General features: G+C 69.7%; 14 protein-coding genes. 9 read left to right on the top strand and 5 right to left on the bottom strand.

The features are described 5' to 3' along the window. Nucleotides 1-148 precede the first annotated feature (148 nt). Nucleotides 149-769: an IS200/IS605 family transposase gene (gene tnpA, locus JD77_RS35740; RefSeq protein ID WP_425463578.1), complete on the top strand. Its 621-nt coding sequence runs from the start codon at nt 149-151 to the stop codon at nt 767-769. Here tnpA and JD77_RS28315 read toward each other — a convergent pair. The 4 genes from JD77_RS28315 to JD77_RS28300 are packed head-to-tail and all read right to left on the bottom strand — an operon-like array spanning nt 740 to nt 5,890. Beyond that, complete coding sequence (locus JD77_RS28315) at nt 740-2,101, bottom strand: NAD(P)/FAD-dependent oxidoreductase (protein ID WP_145776928.1); 1,362 nt, start codon at nt 2,099-2,101, stop codon at nt 740-742. The two genes, tnpA and JD77_RS28315, sit on opposite strands and share 30 nt — an antisense overlap. Continuing rightward, nucleotides 2,098-3,588 carry an amino acid adenylation domain-containing protein gene (locus tag JD77_RS28310; RefSeq protein WP_145776927.1) on the bottom strand — a complete coding sequence of 497 codons (1,491 nt, stop codon included), beginning with the start codon at nt 3,586-3,588 and terminating at the stop codon, nt 2,098-2,100. Before JD77_RS28310 ends, JD77_RS28315 begins: the two co-directional genes overlap by 4 nt. Then, nucleotides 3,578-4,729 carry an acyl-CoA dehydrogenase family protein gene (locus tag JD77_RS28305; protein ID WP_145776926.1) on the bottom strand — a complete coding sequence of 384 codons (1,152 nt, stop codon included), beginning with the start codon at nt 4,727-4,729 and terminating at the stop codon, nt 3,578-3,580. Before JD77_RS28305 ends, JD77_RS28310 begins: the two co-directional genes overlap by 11 nt. Nucleotides 4,730-4,768: 39 nt before the next feature. Further along, nucleotides 4,769-5,890, bottom strand: a complete 1,122-nt coding sequence (locus tag JD77_RS28300; RefSeq protein ID WP_246141047.1) for a methyltransferase domain-containing protein — start codon at nt 5,888-5,890, stop codon at nt 4,769-4,771. Nucleotides 5,891-6,044: 154 nt separating this feature from the next. Between JD77_RS28300 and JD77_RS28295 the strand changes: the two genes are divergently transcribed. From JD77_RS28295 to JD77_RS35265, 4 genes are all read left to right on the top strand, one after another. Further along, nucleotides 6,045-7,235 carry a cytochrome P450 gene (locus JD77_RS28295; RefSeq protein ID WP_170286576.1) on the top strand — a complete coding sequence of 397 codons (1,191 nt, stop codon included), beginning with the start codon at nt 6,045-6,047 and terminating at the stop codon, nt 7,233-7,235. Then, nucleotides 7,232-8,422 (top strand): hypothetical protein, encoded by a 1,191-nt coding sequence (locus tag JD77_RS28290; RefSeq protein ID WP_145776924.1) that lies wholly within the window; start codon nt 7,232-7,234, stop codon nt 8,420-8,422. Before JD77_RS28295 ends, JD77_RS28290 begins: the two co-directional genes overlap by 4 nt. Further along, nucleotides 8,412-9,284 carry an alpha/beta fold hydrolase gene (locus tag JD77_RS28285; RefSeq protein WP_145776923.1) on the top strand — a complete coding sequence of 291 codons (873 nt, stop codon included), beginning with the start codon at nt 8,412-8,414 and terminating at the stop codon, nt 9,282-9,284. The genes JD77_RS28290 and JD77_RS28285 overlap by 11 nt, the downstream gene beginning before the upstream one ends. A gap of 260 nt (nt 9,285-9,544) precedes the next feature. Beyond that, nucleotides 9,545-9,943, top strand: a complete 399-nt coding sequence (locus JD77_RS35265; RefSeq protein ID WP_342799668.1) for an ATP-binding protein — start codon at nt 9,545-9,547, stop codon at nt 9,941-9,943. Here the strand turns inward: JD77_RS35265 and JD77_RS28275 are convergent. Continuing rightward, a complete protein-coding gene (locus tag JD77_RS28275) occupies nt 9,859-11,826 on the bottom strand; it encodes a hypothetical protein (RefSeq protein WP_145776922.1) in 1,968 nt (655 codons plus the stop codon). The two genes, JD77_RS35265 and JD77_RS28275, sit on opposite strands and share 85 nt — an antisense overlap. A gap of 391 nt (nt 11,827-12,217) precedes the next feature. On the opposite strand from JD77_RS28275, the gene JD77_RS28270 reads away from it, so the two are divergent. The 4 genes from JD77_RS28270 (at nt 12,218) to JD77_RS28255 (ending at nt 17,027) form a co-directional block, all read left to right on the top strand. Beyond that, a complete protein-coding gene (locus tag JD77_RS28270; RefSeq protein WP_145776921.1) occupies nt 12,218-13,210 on the top strand; it encodes an acetylxylan esterase in 993 nt (330 codons plus the stop codon). A gap of 347 nt (nt 13,211-13,557) precedes the next feature. Then, nucleotides 13,558-14,481: an ACP S-malonyltransferase gene (locus tag JD77_RS28265; RefSeq protein ID WP_170286575.1), complete on the top strand. Its 924-nt coding sequence runs from the start codon at nt 13,558-13,560 to the stop codon at nt 14,479-14,481. A gap of 2 nt (nt 14,482-14,483) precedes the next feature. Beyond that, complete coding sequence (locus tag JD77_RS28260; protein ID WP_145776919.1) at nt 14,484-14,744, top strand: acyl carrier protein; 261 nt, start codon at nt 14,484-14,486, stop codon at nt 14,742-14,744. Nucleotides 14,745-14,747: 3 nt separating this feature from the next. Then, nucleotides 14,748-17,027, top strand: coding sequence for a beta-ketoacyl synthase N-terminal-like domain-containing protein (locus tag JD77_RS28255; protein WP_145776918.1), 2,280 nt, complete (start codon nt 14,748-14,750; stop codon nt 17,025-17,027). Nucleotides 17,028-17,038: the final 11 nt, after the last annotated feature.

Below are 17,038 nucleotides of genomic sequence, written 5' to 3'. Positions count from 1 at the left end.
GGCTTGCGGTCGGGTCGCTGGTGGTGCGATGCCTGCTCCTCGGCATCGTGGCGGTGTTCCTGGTGCTGCCGTACGTCGGGGTGGACAGCCCGCCTCGGGATTTCACCTACCGATTTGAGGCGAGAGGGCTGCCGTCTTCAGGCGGCAGGTGAATCGCTGCCCTGATGCTGCTCTGTTAGCTACGTGCCATGCGTATACTACGTTAGTGGCCGAATACCAGACGAGCCGTGGGGCGGCGTACAGCCTCGGATACCACGTGGTGTGGTGCCCGAAGTACCGCCGCCCCGTGCTCGTCGGCCCAGTCGCCGAACGTCTGCGGGACCTGATCGGACAGAAGTGTGACGAGCATGGCTGGTCGATCGTGGCGCTGGAAGTCATGCCCGACCACGTGCACCTGTTCGTCCGGGCCGACCCGAACGCTTCGCCGTCGTACATCGCGAACCAGTTCAAGGCCGGCTCGTCAAGGGCGCGCTCGGCTGGCACATCGTGTTCCGCACCGAAGTGGAGGTGGGGACACCAGCGCAGCACCAGGTCGCTGGCACGGTGCTGCTGGTGGCGTTGGTGCTCTGCTGAGGTCGGCGGCTGGTTACCTGACGGTGCTGGCGGCACACGCGCTGTTGGTGTTCGCCTGTCCGCTCACGAACCGGAGGCGGCGGCCTCGCTGATCGCCTCTGACCTGTGCAGTGAATGGCAGCTCAGATGGGCGCTGGAAGCGTGGCGGCCGAGCGGCCAGTGTCGGTCAGCGCTCCGCGGGGCCGTCCCGCCATGACTGCGGTTGCAACGACCGGAGGCGGCTGTGCCAGGGATGGTTCGGGTTGCTTTCGACCAACGCCAACTTTTCTCTCATCTTGCCGAGCACTGGCGGCTCCTCGTCGTCGTCGAAGAAGTCGCCCTGGAGGAGCCTGATCAGATCGAGCCGATACTCGGGGTTGCGGATGTAGGAGCTGAACAACACGTTCAGCCGGTAGTAGACAGTGATGAAGTTGCGCCACCACTGGGTGGCGTTGCGCGACTTGCGCTCGAACTCGGCGAACGCGGACTTGGCGAAGCCGAGTGGTGCTGCGGCGATGATGTTGCTCGCGGCGAGCCGCGCGCTGCTGAGGGCGATGCCGACGCCGCTGGAGAAGATCGGGTCCACGAACCGCGCGGCGTCGCCGACGAGCACCCATCCGTCGCCGGACAGTTCGCGCATCGAGTAGCTGTAGTCGCCCTCCGCGGTGTACGGGCGCAGTCGTCGCGCGGCGCGCAGTGCCTGTGCCAGCGGCGGCCGGGTGCTCACCCACGCGTCGAAGAACTTCTCCAGGTCACCGCTCGCCTCGCGCAGGCGGGCCTTCTCCGTGACGACGCCGACGCTGGTCACGGTGTCCGAGATCGGGATCTGCCACATCCAGGATCCGGCGAAGGGAAGGAAGTGGATGATCGTGTAGTCGCCGATGCCGGTGGTACCGCTCGCCGCCTCCCGGTCGAGACCCTCGAACCAGGAGTGCACGGCGTACTGCTTGAACTCTGGATCGGCGACCTTGAGTTTGAGCTGGCGGCCGAGCAGGGTGCCACGGCCGCTCGCGTCGACCACCATCGGCGCGTGGACCTCGGAAGTCACGCCATGCCGTCGGAAGGTCACGCGCTTGATCGGGCCGTCGAGGTCCACCCGCCCGACCCGGGCCTCCTGGAGCACGGTCGCGCCCAGTTCGGCGGCATGTTCCAGCAGCAACGTGTCGAATCGGGCCCGGTCGACGTGGTAGGTGTATTCGTGGGATACCCCGGTTTGTTGGCGTTCGGCGAACCGGACGGCGACCTGCGGGATGGTGAAGTGGCGGCGGTGGCGTACCACGGCGTCGGCCGTCGGGGCGTCGTCCGCCGCGGCCGTCCACGCCGCGCCGTACTTCCGCGCGAATCCGGCTCGGTCGATCTTGTCCAGCACGCCGATCTCCTGGAGGGCGACCGTCGCCCTCGGCACCAGCGACTCGCCCACGTGGGGGCGGGGAAACCGGTCGCCCTCCAACACGATGCACCGCAGACCGGCCTTCGCCAGGTACGACGCGGTGGTCGAGCCGGCGGGGCCACCCCCGATGATGCATACGTCGTAGGTCTCGGCAGTCACGATCCGTCCCTTCCTGCAATCGTGCGGTCCTCGACCAACGCACGGCGGTCGAGCTTGCCGTTGGTCGTCCGCGGCAGCCGGTCGACCGTGCGGACGCTGTCGGGAATGAGGTGCGGGGCCAGCCGCCGCGCGAGGAATGGTTTGACCTCGCCCAGCGGCAGCGTGTCTCCTGAGCGGGTGCGCACCCACGCGCGCAGGCGGGCCCGGTGACCGGATCCGGTGGCCACGACCGCGGCCTCGACGACGTCCGGGTGAGCGTGCAGCGCTGCCTCGATCTCGGCCGGTTCCACCCGGTAGCCCCGAATCTTCATCATGTGGTCGCGGCGGCCGACGTACTCGAACGCGCCGTCGGGGAGTCGGCGCACGACGTCGCCGGTGGCGTATGGGCCGTGCAACGGCTCGGCGTTGAGGTAGCCGGTCATCAGCGTCGGCCCGGCGACCATCAGTTCGCCTTCCTCGCCGGGTTCAGCAATCGTTCCGTCCTGGCGGACGGCCCAGATCTCGTCCCCCGCCGCTGCGGTGCCGATCGGCACCGCGGCGGTACGGTCGGCCGGGATCGCCCCGACGCGGTGGAAGGCGCAGACGTTGGTCTCGGTGGGGCCGTAGAAGTTGTAGAGGTCCAACGAGGGCCAGCGCTCGCGCAGCGCTCTGAGGTGCTCGATGGGGAACGTCTCGCCCGCGAACACGACGGCGCGCAGCGGCAGGCGGGTCTGGTCGAGCAGACGTCCGAACTCCATCATCATCGTCAGCGCGGACGGTACCGAGTACCAGACGGTGATGGCGTGGTCGTCGATGAACCGCACCAGGTTCCGCGCCGGGGTGGACTCCGGGATCAGGTGTACGGAAGCGCCCGCTCGGAACGCCGCGTAGAGGTCGAACACCGAGAGGTCGAACTGCAACGGCGCGTGGTTGGCGAGGTGGTCACCGCCGGTGACGCCGATTTCGTCCGCTGCCCAGTCGACGAACGCCGCTGCCGCGGAATGGCTCACGCATACGCCCTTGGGTGTGCCGGTCGAGCCCGAGGTGTAGAGCACGTAGGCGAGGTCGGCGTCACGTGTCGACGGCCGTGGCGGTCGTGGCGCCGACCTGACCTCCCACCGGGCGAGATCGTCGTGGCCGATCAGCGCGGGCGGTAGCGCCGTCTGCCCGGCGACGTCGGTGGCCCTCCCGTCCGTCGTCACCACGGCGGCGGGTGTGCAGTCGCTGATCAGGGCCGCCGCCCGCGGTGCGGGGGCGCGCGGGTCCAACGGGACGTAGGCCGCGCCCAGCCGAAGTACCGCCTGCGTGACCGCGACGCCGAACGCGGACTTCGGCAACCACAGGGCGACGCGGTCGCCGGCATCGACACCGAGCGTGCGCAGTCCGGCGGCGAGCTCGTCCGCGCGTGCGTTCAGCTCGCGATAGGTCAGGCATGCGTCCGGACCGCACACGGCCACCGCGTCGGGTGTCGCCGCGGCGGCGCGGAGGACGTGCTCCTCAAGTCTCACGGCGCAGCTCCGCCGCGATGACGTCGCGGTGGATCTCGGAGGTGCCGGAGAACAGCGACGCGGGCACCGCGTCCGCGATCGCCTGTTCGACGCCGGAACCGTCTACGATGCCCGCACCGCCGTGCAGGTGTACGGCGTCGAGCGCGTTGCGGGTGGCGGCCTCGCTGACGCCCAGCTTCGCGAGCGACACGTCGAGCGGACGGGCCGTCCCCTGGTCGCGTGCCCAGCAGGCGCGGTACAGCAGCAGGCGCGCGCTCTCCAGACGTAGTTTCATGTCGGCGAGTCGATGTGCGACGGCCTGGTGTCTGGCGAGCGGTTTGCGGAACTGGCGGCGCTCGCTGGTGTACGCGACGGTCCTGCCGAGTTGGCGGTCCATGGCACCGACGTAGGCGGCGAACAGGCAGGTGCGTTCCCATTCCATCGAGCCGGTGAAGACGTCGCGCCCCTCGCCCTCGCCGCCGAGCCGGTTCGCCACCGGTACCGCCACACCGTCGAGGTAGACCGGGGCGAGCGGCGAGGACGCGAGCCCGGTCTTCGGCAGCGGCGAGCCGACCGTCACCCCTGGTGTGTCGCGGTGGACGACGAACGCGCTGATGCCCAGGTAACCGCTGCGGGGATCGGTGCTCGCGTACACCACGAACACGTCGGCCAGCGGAGCGTTGGTCACGTAGTTCTTCACGCCGTCGAGCACGTACCGGTCGCCGTCGCGTACGGCCGTGGCGCGCATGGCGTAGACATCGGACCCCGCCTCGGCCTCGGTTATCGCGTTGGCCGCGATCCACTCGCCCGACCCGAGCTTCGGCAGCACCTCGTCGCGTACGGAGTCGGTGCCGTGCGCCGCGATCGGCATCGCGCACGCGAACAGGTGGGCGCAGGCTGAGAACACCAGTCCCATGTCCTCGTGCCCGCGGGCGAATGCCTCGATCGCGAGGGCCGTGCTCAGCGAGTCGAGCCCAAGCCCTCCCCAGCGTTCGGGGAGGCTGAGCCCGAGCAGGCCGAATTCTCCGCACCGTCGCCACTTCTGCCGGCTGAAGTACGGTCCGCCGCTGCGGTCGTGCTCGTCCGGGGCGTTGAGCGCGACGCCGAGTGCGTGGATGCTGTCCGCGAGTAGCCGTTGGTCGGGGTCCGGTGCGAAGTCCATGTGTCCTCGGGCGGGGTGTACGTGTCCGCTGTCCGGGGGTCAGGACGGCAGGCGGTCGGCCGCGATCAGCACGTACTGCAGCACGTTGGACCGGTATCCGTCGAGGAACGCCCGCTCGACGCCGGTTCGGTGCTCGGAGTGGCTGCGCAGCTCCCAGTACGGGATCGTCTGGGCGTTGAGGACGGTGACCTGACTGGGCGAGAACCCGGCGGCGGACAGCGCCGCGAGGTATTCGCTGCGCAAGTGCATCCGGGTGCCGTAGTGCGCGTCCACCGCCTCGCAGTCCGCGCTCGTCGGCGCGATCGTGTCGTTGACGCAGTAGGTGACGCAGACGTAGCGGCCGCCGGGACGCAGCAGCCGGGCGAACTCGCCGAACGCGGCAGCCAGGTCCACGTACATGGTGGTCTCGTTGGTGAGGACGCGGTCGAAGTGACCGTCCGGGAACAGCGTTCGGGTCATGTTCTGCAGGTGGAAGGCGACCTTGTCCGTGCAGCCGTGCCGAGCTGCCTGCTTCGTGGCGAAGTCGACCTGGTACTGCGACAGAGTGATGCCGTCGACCCAGCAGCCGAACCTGCGGTGCGCGCTGAACGAGCCACCGCCCCTGCCCGACCCGGCGTCGAGCAACCGGCCGTCCGGCTCCATGCCGCCGAATGCGTCGAGCACGACGTCGGTCTGTGCGCACTCCAGCCGGTGCAGTTCCCGGATGATGGCGGCTTCGCGGTCGGCACCGCTGCCGGACAGCACGGCAGGGTCGTACTCCCCGAGGCCGTAGTGGTGGTGGACCAGCCCGTCCTCGGCGCCGAGCAAAAGGTTGATCGGGTCGTTCAGTTTCTCGTTCCAGTAACGAGCTACTGACTTTTCGTAGTCGGTGGCGATGGCGTCGGGTGTCACGTCCGTCTTGGACACAGCGGCCTCCGGGGATCGTGGGGAATGCGCGCGGATAAGTCCGGCCATGCTCTCGATGGTCTCCCACTTCGAGTGCAGCCAGTCGCTCAACGTAATCGAATATTCACTCTCGACGAACGCGATGAGTTCTTCGACATTGAGCGAGTCGATCAGCCGATGCTTCAGGAGCGGGGTACGTTCGTCGAACGAGATGTCCTCGCCCTCCAGCAGCACGTCCGCGACGAAGTCGTGGATTGTCCGTTCGATATCGTCCATTGTCTTGCCTTCCCTGACGAGGGGGTGCTGTCATGATCCATGCCTCTGCCGGCGTGCGCAAGGGTCAAGCGCGCCGCCACTCACGGTAATCGTCGACACAGGGCGGTGATGCGACATGGACGCTGAATTGGGCCGGTCACGTACACCACAAACAATGTCCATTTTCGATTCTTTTGACGCCACTAACTCCACAAGGGGCGGCGCGCACGCGGCGTGGCGCGCGCTGCGGCGGACCGAGCCGGTGCGCAAGGACGTCGCCCCCAACGGGACGGAGTGCTGGTCGTTTTTCCGCTACGCGGAATGCCACACGATTCTGCGCGACACGGCGGTGTTCAGCTCCACATCGGGCGCCCTGCTCCACTGTGTCGGCGCACCCGACCCGGCCGGCGGCCAGGCGCTGGCGCTCACGGACCCACCCCAACACACGGCGCTGCGCCGGCCGTCCGCCCGCGCGGTGGGGCCCGGGGCCGTCCGGGCGCACGAGGCAGAGATCCGCGCGCGCGTACGCCGGTTGCTACGCCCGATCCTCGCCGGAGGCGTCCACGACCTGGCCACCGCGCTGCGGCAACTCCCGATGATCGCCGCCGGTCCCCTCCTCGGGATACCCGAGGAACATTGGGACAGCACGGTCGTGACCGCCCTCGCCACCCTCGCGCCGAGCGACCCGTCCTACCAGGACGGAGACGAGGACGAGACCGTACTACGCGCGAGTTCACGGCTCTTCGGGTCGATCAGGGCCTCGTTGGCCACGTCGCTGTCCCGACCGGAAACGCTCATCGGCGCCTTGTCGGCGACCTCCGTCGACGGCACCGCGCTGGCCCGCCGCCGGATCATGCTGAACGTCCACAGCGCGCTGGTCGGCGGCAACACCGCCACGCTGAACGTCGCGCTGCATCTGCTGCTGCACCTCGCGCGCACCCCCGACCTGTGGCGGGCGGTCGTCGACGACCGGTCGGTGATTCCCGGGCTGGTCGACGAAGCGGCACGCTGGACCACCCCCGCGCAGCAGTTGGTGCGTCGGACCACCGCGGACGTCGAACTCGGCGGGGTACGGCTGCGCGCGGGCGACTGGGTGGTGGCCTGGATCGCGTCGGCGAACCGGGACGAGTCCGTGTTCTCGTCGCCCTACCGGTTCGATCCCCGCCGCGCGCCCAACCCGCACCTCGCGTTCGGGTTCGGTCCCCACTTCTGCGTCGGCGCGGCGGCGTCACGCACGCTGCTCGCCGCCCTCGTCGACGAACTCGCCGACAGCGGCGTCCGCTTCGCCCTCGCCGGCCCTCCGCGCCACCTCGTGTCGGCCGTGGTGAACGGGATCGCCAGCCTGCCGATAAGGTTCACGCCATGACCGCAACGTGCGGCGAGCACGCGGAGGCCGCCGTGCGAGGGCTGTGCCACGCGACCGGCCTCGACCAACTCGCCGACCAGGTGGCGGCGGACGTCCGGCTCATGGGCGAGACGTGGCGACATCGCCCGCTCGACGCCCCGCCGGCGTGGTCGACGCTCACCGCGGACAGCACACCGCTCGAACTCTCCGTCGTGCTCGGCGACGAGCCACTCGGCCTGCGAGCCTCGGTCGAAGCGCACGCCGAACCCGCGAACCCGGTGTCGTACTGGGAAAGCGCGCGCCGGTTGAACGCACGCCTGAGTGCCACCCACGGCCTCGACCTGAGCAGGCTGCGGCGGATCGAGCACCTCGTGGCACCCCGACCGGCCGACCGCCCGCCCATGGCGGCGTTCCACACGATGGGCTGGGTTCCCCGTCGACCGCCGATCGGCAAGATCCACCTATGGCACGGCGGCCCCAACCCCGCCGACACGGCCGCGCGCGTCGACGCGGCACTGTCCGCGCTCGGCTTCCCCGGCCAGTGGCAGGTGATCGCCGGCGCGATGCACGACGACGACACGGTGTCCTACCTGTGCCTCGACCTCGCGACCGGACCGTCAGCCAGGACGAAGCTGTACGTGCAGCACCGCGGTGTCCTCACCGCGGAACGCCTCGCCCGCTGGGACCGGTTGGGGCCACGCGCCGACCTCGGAGACGGCCCCACGATGGCCGCGATCGCAAGCCGCGCCTGGGCGCGATCCGCGTGGGCACCGGGGACACCGCCGCGGACCCGGCTCGAATGGCGCTCCAACCACCGCCGCTTCTGGTCGTACGGCACCTACGTCTCGCTCGTACCCGGCGGCACGCGTCCGATCGAGTCGGTGATGCACCAGTTCGGGCTGACCCCGCGCTGCCGCTCCGACGCGGAGGCGCAGTGGATGATCCGCGAGGTCCTCGACGCCTACGACGTGTCGGCGCGCAGCCGCGACGCCTACGAGCGCTGCGCGCGGTTCTTCATGGGCGGCGAGGCGGACAAGGAGATGTACGCGCACTCGTTCCTCAGCGCACAGCGCTCCCCCCACGGCCCCGCACGGATCGCGGTGTACTTCAACCCACGGATGTACTTCCGACGGCACGGTCTCACCAACGGTGATCTCGCGCGGGCGGAGCAGTTCCAGAGCCACGGCGGGGACGACGGTGGCCGCTGACCGGATCGGGACGTTTCGGGGCGACGGCGCGGACTTCTACTACGTCGTGCGCGGTGCCGGCCCGCCCCTCATGCTGCTGCCCAGCGGCGGCGGGGACGCGCACTGCGCCGATCTGCTCGCCACCCGGCTCGCCGAGACCTACGCCGTTCTGACCTACGACCGGCGGGGCCAGACCCGCACCGTGGTGGACGACCCGGGGCGCCCGGTGTCACTCGAACGGCATGCCGAGGACGCGGCCGCGCTGGCCGACCACATCTTCGGCGAGGCCCCCGTCAGCGTGTTCGGGTGCAGCACCGGCGCGGTCATCGGCTTGGAACTCGCGTGGCGCCGGCCGCGGCGGGTGAGTGTCCTCGTCGCCCACGAACCCCCGCTGCGGTCGCTCGCCACCGCGTCCGAGCGCGCCAGGTACGACAGGTTGCACCGCGACGCCCGCCGGGTCCACGCGGAGTCGGGCTGGCCGGCGGCGCTCAAAATCATGCGGGCCGGCTTCGGAGACCCCTCCCACGATCCACGCGACCACGAGGACGAGGTGGTGTGGGAGCCCGCCAGCGGCCGGACCGTCGCGAACATCAACGCCTTCCTCACCGGCGAGGCGCGCGCGACATGGGAATACCGGATCGGCGCCGCCGGCTGGGCGGCGTTGCGCGCGGGCGCCACGACGATCGTGCCCGCCACCGGCCGGGCGACCGACACGTTCCCCAGCCGTTGCGCGGCCAGGCTCGCGGCCCTGCTCGGCGAGCACCTGGCCGACCTGCCGGGTGGCCACGAGGGATACCGGACACACCCCGGGGCGTTCGGCGCGGCGCTGCATGGTCTGCTCACTTCACGCGGGCCCACCGGGGGGTCCACCTGTCGAGGATGAGTAGCGGAACTCAGATCACGAGGTGTCGACCGCGGGATCTCTTCTCTCGGTGACGCCCGCCCGCCCTCGTGGCCGGCGGTATCGGGTCGTCGTACGGCTGCTCGCGGTGATGTTGCTGCCGGTGGCGCTCCTGGCCGCTCCGCGCCGGGCTCGGCACATGGCCTGCCAGTGGGCGGTGGCCGCGCGTTTCCGGCCGGTGATGATGTACGCGTGGACAAGCTGATGCCCCGGCCACGGGTGTCTCCCGGTCTTCCCAGTCGGTGCCTGCCGGCCTGCCGGCCCCCACCGCCGCAGAGCTGAGCGCGGCGGTGCAAGCCGCCCTGGACAACGTACGACGGCACGCCGGCCCCGGCGCCCACGCCTGGGTGCTGCTGGAGGACGAGGCGGACCTGGTACGCGTCACCGTGCGCGACAACGGGATCGGATTCCCCCCCCGGAGAGGCTGGTCGAGGCAGCCGAGGCGGGCCGGCTGGGCGTCGCCTGTACGTGGTGTCGGCGGCCGCGACGTCTCCACCAGCTGGCCGCCGGACCGGTCGACAACCGGTCCGGCGGCTGGTCGATACCAGATTCACGGTCAGGACAGGGTGATGCGTACCTCGATCCGGCCGTCGTGCGGCACCCGCAGCGTGTGCACCCGTCGCCGGGCGTCGCGCAGGTAGGTCCGGGACGTGCTGGTCACGGTGGCCGGCCGTACGCTGTCCCAACTGATCGTGATGACGGTGCCGCCGCGACGGATGGTCAGGCCGTCGGTGCGTGCAGCCGCGTTGGCGCCGTAGGCGACCGGGGTGCCGTCGGCGAACGTCACGGCGTCCTGCGGTTGCAGCACCAGTGGGATCTGCTCGGTCGCCGTCGAGGTGGCCCGCACCGAGCGGATCACGCTGTCCCGGGTGAGGGTCAGCTCGGTGGTGATCCGCGAGTCCGGCAGACCGTAGTGCACCCGCACCGGCGCGTCGCCGGGGGAGAGGAACTTCCCGTTCCACTCCCGGTCACCGATCTGGTACTCGGCGACCAGGTTGCTCCGGCCGTCCGGGTTGCCGTTGGGCAGCAGCGTCGACCAGCAGCCGGTGTCGCTCTGCTGGGCGTGCACGATGGTGCCGACCACCGGGTGCCAGAGGAAACCCGGTCCGCTGCGGACCGTGCTGGTCGGCCGGGTGCCGAAGAACGCCCCGAAGTAGAGCCCCGGCCGCCTGACGTAGAGGTAGTCCTGCTTGACCACGGTGTCCCGGCGCACCTGGGCGAACTCCGGCTGCCGCAGGTAGGGCAGCGCCGCGATGGCCCGCTTCTTCTCGGCGTTGCTCGGCAGCGTCTCCGCGTACGGCGCGTGCGCGATGATCCGGGGCGAGGTGTCCTGCTTGGCCAGTCCGGGGGCGGGACCCGGCTCGGCGGCCCAGGCGGCGCGGGCGGCGGCCCGGTCCTCCCTGGACGTGAGGAACGCGCCGAGCTGTGGCAGGTCGGGGACGAAGGCCGAGTTGAGGTTGGTGCGGTCCGGGTCGGGGATCGCGTTGTCGTAGTAGGCGACGCTGGTCCGGGCGGACATGGCGTAGTAGGTGAGCCAGCCCGAGCCGTCCGGCTCGCGGAGCAGGTTGTAGCCGAACCACTCGGTGAACCGGCGGGCCATCCCCAGCACGGCCCGGTTGCCGGTGAGCAGGTAGATCTCCGCCAGTTCCGGCAGCATCACCTCGAAGTTGTAGTTGATGTCCATGCCGGTCGGGTCGTAGAAGAAGCCGGCCGGGCTCTGTCCGTGCTCGGCCAGGAAGTCGATCCGCTCGGTGAGCCGGGCGGCCAGCGCGGCGTCCGGTTGGAGCCGCAGCGCCAGGGTCGCGCCGGCGAGGCCGGCGGCGACCTGGTTGGTCCACTGGACGGGGGTACGCCAGATGCCGTTGGCAGGATCCAGCAGCCAGCTCATCCCGGCGCGCAGGGCCCGCTCGATCTCCGTCCGCCGCTGCGGCAGCGCATCCGACTGCCGCAGGTTGGCCAGGGTCTTGGCCAGGTAACCGAGGCCGAAGCCGGTGGCGGGCAGCGAGTGCTCGTTGCGGCTGTACTCCGGCCAGGATCCGTCGTCGTGCTGGAGCCCGAGGTAGTGCCCGAGCGCCGCGTCGAGCCGCCCGGCCAGCGCCGCGTTTCCGGCGTACGGATTCCACGGCCGCTGGTTGGCGTGGAACCAGCTCAACGTGTAGACGTGCTCCTGCACCCGGGCGTTGTACGGCGCGTTCGGGGAGCGCCACCAGCCGCCGCCCATGAACCCGGGGTTGGTCGTCTCGTCGATGTCGTTGGTCATCGCCGGAAGGATCGCCAGGTAGCCGGCGAACCGCTGTTCCAGCGGGGCGAACAGGGTCCGGTCCGGTGCTCCGGGCGGCAGCGGGGCCAGCAGCGGCAGGCCCGACGCGGTGGCCTCCGACGTCTCCGTGCTCTCCGGCGTCCCGGTGGCGTCCGACGTCTCGGCGAACGCCCGGAGCGGTACGGCGAGCAGGGCCGCTCCGCCCGCTGCGGCGGCCAGCAACGTTCGGCGTCTGAAACTGGTCGGGATCGGGTTGGTGGCCATGGTGGTCCTCCTGTCGGGACGGGCAGGCGGGTCGGAGCGGAATCAAGCGACTCGGACGTGGCGCGGCGGACCGACCGGAGCTCGTGGCGAGGCGGCGTCGGGCACGGCCACCGGCGAGATCATCAGTGACGGAGGGTGCGGCAGGTGTCTGGCCGGTCCGAGTGCTGAGTGTGGTCCCGGGCGATCCGCCGAGTCAAGAAGCTAATACGGATTATCACCGCACTTCTCGGTCGCCGGGTCGGGCGCTCGGCCCCTTGACCTGGCGGGTTGCCGCAGCCAAGGATGACATCCGGCCGTCAGCCGCCTGCCCAAATCGGAACACCAGCCGACACTCAGCGTGACCATGGGGTGGCTCGGGTCGGCCGACGCGACGAGATGAACTGGGGTACGCATGCCGCTGACCGACCTGCCGTTGGCCGAACTCGCCGGATACCGGCCGGTGCGCCGCGAGCCCGCCGATTTCGACGAGTTCTGGGCCGACACCCTGGCCGAGGCGGCCCGGCGCGAGCTGGACGCCACCTTCGAACCGGTCGACTCACCACTGCGGGTGATCACCGTCTACGACGTGACGTTCAGCGGCTTCGGCGGGGACCGGGTCAAGGCGTGGCTCGCCGTCCCGGCCGGTGTCGAGGAGCCGCTGCCGTGCGTGGTGGAGTTTCCCGGCTACGGCGGCGGCCGGGGCCTGCCGCACGAGAACCTGCTCTACGCCGCCTCGGGCTACGCCCACCTCTTCATGGACGTACGCGGCCAGGGCAGCGGGTGGAGCGCCGGAGCGACCCCCGACCACGAGCCGGCCGGCGGCAACCCACAGCATCCCGGCTTCGTCACCCGGGGCGTGCTCGACCCCCGAACCCACTACTACCGGCGGGTGGTCACCGACGCGGTGCGCGCCGTGCAGGCGGCCCGGGCCCATCCGCTGGTCGACCCCGACCGGGTGGTGGCCACCGGGATCAGCCAGGGTGGCGGGCTGTCGCTGGCGGTCGCGGCCCTCGACCCCCGGCTGCGCGCCGTCGCGCCCGACGTGCCGTTCCTCTGTGACTTCCGGCGCGGCGCCGAGCTGGCCACCGCCGGCCCCTACCAGGAGATCGTCAACTACCTGAAGGTCCACCGGGGCAACGTGGAGCGGGTCTTCGACACGTTGAGCTATGTCGACGGGGTCAACTTCGCCGCCCGGGGGCGCTGCCCGGCGCTGTTCAGCGTGGCGCTGATGGACGCCAGTTGCCCGGCCTCGACGGTGTTCGGCGCCTACCACCACTATGCGGGGCCGTGCCGGATGGAGGTGTATCCGTTCAACGGACACGAAGGCGGTGAGTCGGTGCAGGACGAGGTCCGGTTGCGGTTCTTCGCCGAGGTGCTGGCCGCCGGAGGAGACTCCGCCGGGTAGGTGCGCCAGGGCCAGCGGCGGGCCCATCACCGCCAACTCGCCGAACACCTCACCCGCACCTCGATCGGCCGGGTACGGAGGTATGGCCGACGGAAATGTGGCGCCGAACGCGTCGCTGAGTATCGGTTTGGCGGCGGAGCGTGTTCGACGATCGAATGGCGGACTCTGCGGGTATCAGGAGGCGGAAAAGATCTTCCCCGTTGGCCGATCCAGGGGTATCTTCAGGCCAACATCGCCGATCTTCCTACACACAGTGCATCCCGGTGCGGCATCGTAGAGCGCCGCACAGAATTCTCCTGTCTGGTAGACAGGAGAACCCCTCCCGGCCGGATTTGAGCGAGAGGTTCATGGTCACTGCCTTCATGTTTCCTGGCGCGGGCTCCTATTTCTCGGCTCCCTTCGCGCACTACTCGCCGGGACGGCGTATCGCCACGGAAGTGGCCGAGCGGATCGATCCTGTCAGTGCCGCTTACGGCTGGTCGTCCGTACTCTCCGAGTCGGATCTGGATTCATGGGATCCGTTGAGCGAGTTGCGCACCTATCATCTCCAGCTCTGTTGCTGGCGAATTCTTGAAGAGGAACTCGGGCTCGGGGCCGACATAGTCTTCGGACACAGCCTGGGGGAGATAACCTCCCTGGTCGCCGCAGGGGGGCTCACTGTCGAGGACGGGGCGCGCCTGCTGTGCGAGCGGGCTCGCTCTCTCGAGTCCTACGCGCAGCCGACTGGGGCGACTGCGGCGTTCATGGTCTCCCCGGCCGAAGCGGAGGAATTTGCGCGGCAGGGAGAGGACGTCGTCGTCGCCGCGACAAACAGCCCGACACAGGTGATTCTTTCCGGGCCGGCCGAGCAGGTGCGGCGATTGCTGCGTATCGCCGATTCGCGCGGAATATTGGCGACGAGGCTGCGCACTGGCCCGTATCCACAGCATCATCCCTGTCTCGATTCGGCGTTGCAGCACTACCTGGAATCAGTGCGCGGAATCCAGCCGGGAGTCCTGCGGACGGCCGTGTATTCGACGATACTTGGGCGGAGGCTTGCGCCGGACGACGACCTGCTCGCTATGATCGGTGCACAGTTGGTGCGCCCACTGAATTTCCCGAACGCGGTGACGGAACTCCGTGAGGCAGGGGTCGACCGGTTTGTGGAATGCGGCCTCAGGGACAGCCTGTCCCGGTTTGTCGTCGAAATCACAGGGGGCGACACCTGCGTGTTGACTCCATTCAGAACACGCCCGACCGATGCCAATATCCAACAATACCGTAAGGAGTAGCCATGCTGCCCGAGAACGACACCCTCCTGCAGGGTCTGCAGAAGATGTACGCCACCGTCCTGGAACTCCCCGAAGAGGTGGTGACGCCAGACGTGGACCTGGAAGCGGAACTCGGCTTGGACTCCCTGCAGCACCGGATCGTGCTCGCGCGCGCCGGGGAGTTGTGGGCAGTAGACACCGGAGACTCGGAGTCTCCCGCGACGCTCACCCTTCGTTCGGTGGCCGATCTGCTGCGACGCTCCGACTCCACGACCGAGGCGTAAGCAGTGCCTGCCGAGCAGGTCTGCCTGGTTGGGGCAGGCGTGGTGATCCCCGGGTGTGAGGGAATCGAGGACCTCTGGCAACGGGCGCAGGACGGGCCGCTCCCGTTTGGAAGACCTGACAGGTTCCGAGGGCATGAGGCGCTGGTCGCGGCGGCCGAGGACGAGACCGGCCGGGTGCCCGACCTCCGCTTCGGTGAGGTACGTGAGGCCGCCGAGCAGGGGGCTGGGGATCTCCAGGCTTCCTGGCTACGCCGTGCCCTGCGGCAGTGCCTGGCGGGGACGTCCGGGAAGGTGACGAGGCCTGGGCTCTTTCTCGCCGCTTCCACCGACACCAGCTATGAGCTCGACACGGCTCTCACCGCCGACATGCTCGCCGCCGGCGCGGCGAGACACCTGCCGGCTGATCCGGACGACGCCCGGGTCGGCGAACGGATCCGGCACCAGTTGGCGCAGGCCGACCCGTGTGCCGGTTCGCGTCATGGGGAGTTCCTCCCGTATGCGCAAGCCCGGAGGGCGATCGAAGGTCTCCTGCCGCAGGACACCCCGATCCTGGTCGTCGACAACATCTGTCCGTCCTCGCTGTACTCCGTCGACCTCGGGGTCAGGCACCTGCTCGACGGTGCGGTGGACGTGGCTTTCTGCGGCGGGGTGAGCTCGCACGGACCGCTACGACAGATCTATTTCTCGGAGATGGGAACGCTGTCCCCGTCAGGCGAGGTGCGAGCGTTCGACTCGGCGGCGGACGGCACCGTCTTCTCGGAGGGCGCCGCACTCGTCACGCTCAAACGCCTCAGTGACGCGCTCCGCGACCACGACACCGTGCTCGCGGTTCTCGCCGGGTTCGGGGCTGCCTCCGACGGAAAGAGCAAGGCGATATTCGCGCCCAGCCAGGAGGGCCAGGTCCGGGCGATGATCCGGGCGAGGAGCGTCAACGACGTGCCCGGTGGCCAGGTGGCGTGGGTATTGGGACACGGCACGGCCACCCACGTGGGCGACGCCACCGAGTTGCGTTCCATAGCCGCCGCGCATCCCGGTGGCACCCCCTGGGTGACCGGCAACAAGCCGATGCTCGGCCACACCGGAATGGCGTGTGGGGCCGTTTCCATCATCCAGGCAGCACTGGGGTTGCACCGGTCCACCATTCCCCGGCAGCCCAATCACACGACGGTGCCCGACTACGCTCGCTCGCTTCCGGTGCGGATCCCGTCGGCGCCGGTGGGACTCGAGAAGTCGATGACGGACGGGCAGGCGCCGTTCGTCGGTGTCTTCGCCTGCGGACTGGGGGGTATCAACGGCTATCAGCTCCTGATCTCCCCCGACGCGGATGAGCACGAGGTACGGTCCTCGCCACCGCCGCTGTGTGACGAGCTCGTTCTCGTCCGCTGGAGCGCCCTTCTGCCAGGACGGCCGGACGACGACGTCGTCGCCGCGCGGATGTCCAGGGGAGAAGCGGGTGCCGAGGCGTTCCGCTTCGAGCGTCCCTACCCGGTGCCGCCATTCGAGAAGTCACTGATACCACCCAAGGTGGCGGCTCAGTTGGACATGAGCCAACTGCTGGTGGTCGAGCTCGTGAACCGCCTAGGGGCGGCGGAGCCCGGCCGGGGTCTGCTCTGGGACGGACTGGAGGAACGCACCGGCATCTTCGGCGCGCACTACGGTCTCACCCAATCGGCGGTCGACTCCACGCTACGGTGTCTGGGCAGCGGTATCGCCCGATCGCTGGACGGAGCGGATGCCCGGGCGGCGGCCGCCTACCTGCGGGAACACCGATCGCGCACCAATCCGATCGGTCCCTACAGTCTGGTAGGGCGTATGTCGTCCACCGCGCTCGGCTGGGTGGCGAACCGTCGAGACCTGCACGGGCCCACGATGATGGTCGACACCGGCCCGGCCTCCGGACTGGCGGCGTTGCACGCGGCAAGCTGCTACCTGCGACGCGGGGACATCGACCTCGCCCTTGTGGCCGCGTGGAGCGCCGGCCCACTGGAGCAGAACGCGCAGTCGCTCGGGCTCTCCCCGCAGGAGGTCGCCGAAGGCGCCTATGCGGTCGCACTCGCGCGCCCCGAGACGGCCCGGGCACGGGGCTGGCAGGTGCTGGCGCGAGTGCGCACCGAACTTCGTGCGGATCCCCAAGCGGCAGACGGGAGGGGGGAACCGAGCTATCTGGCCGGGGACGGATTCGTCGGTGTGCTGCGTTCCATCTTCGAAGGCAAGCTGCCCCAACGCTTTTCGAGCACGGCAGGGCCGACGGTGGACGTACTACCGCCGTCGCGAGGCGACTGAACTCAGGAGGC

The organism is Micromonospora olivasterospora (genome assembly GCF_007830265.1).
Classification (GTDB): Bacteria; Actinomycetota; Actinomycetes; order Mycobacteriales; family Micromonosporaceae; genus Micromonospora; species Micromonospora olivasterospora.
The sequence above is the reverse complement of the archived record's forward strand: the minus strand, read 5'-3'. Positions and strand labels throughout refer to the sequence as shown.

Coding starts and splice junctions, on each gene's coding strand:
- JD77_RS28305 (WP_145776926.1), bottom strand. CDS start 4,729: ATGGACTTCGCACCGGACCCCGACCAACGGCTACTCGCGGACAGCATC.
- JD77_RS28300 (WP_246141047.1), bottom strand. CDS start 5,890: ATGGACGATATCGAACGGACAATCCACGACTTCGTCGCGGACGTGCTG.
- JD77_RS28295 (WP_170286576.1), top strand. CDS start 6,045: ATGTCCATTTTCGATTCTTTTGACGCCACTAACTCCACAAGGGGCGGC.
- JD77_RS28290 (WP_145776924.1), top strand. CDS start 7,232: ATGACCGCAACGTGCGGCGAGCACGCGGAGGCCGCCGTGCGAGGGCTG.
- JD77_RS28275 (WP_145776922.1), bottom strand. CDS start 11,826: ATGGCCACCAACCCGATCCCGACCAGTTTCAGACGCCGAACGTTGCTG.
- JD77_RS28270 (WP_145776921.1), top strand. CDS start 12,218: ATGCCGCTGACCGACCTGCCGTTGGCCGAACTCGCCGGATACCGGCCG.
- JD77_RS28265 (WP_170286575.1), top strand. CDS start 13,558: ATGGTCACTGCCTTCATGTTTCCTGGCGCGGGCTCCTATTTCTCGGCT.
- JD77_RS28260 (WP_145776919.1), top strand. CDS start 14,484: ATGCTGCCCGAGAACGACACCCTCCTGCAGGGTCTGCAGAAGATGTAC.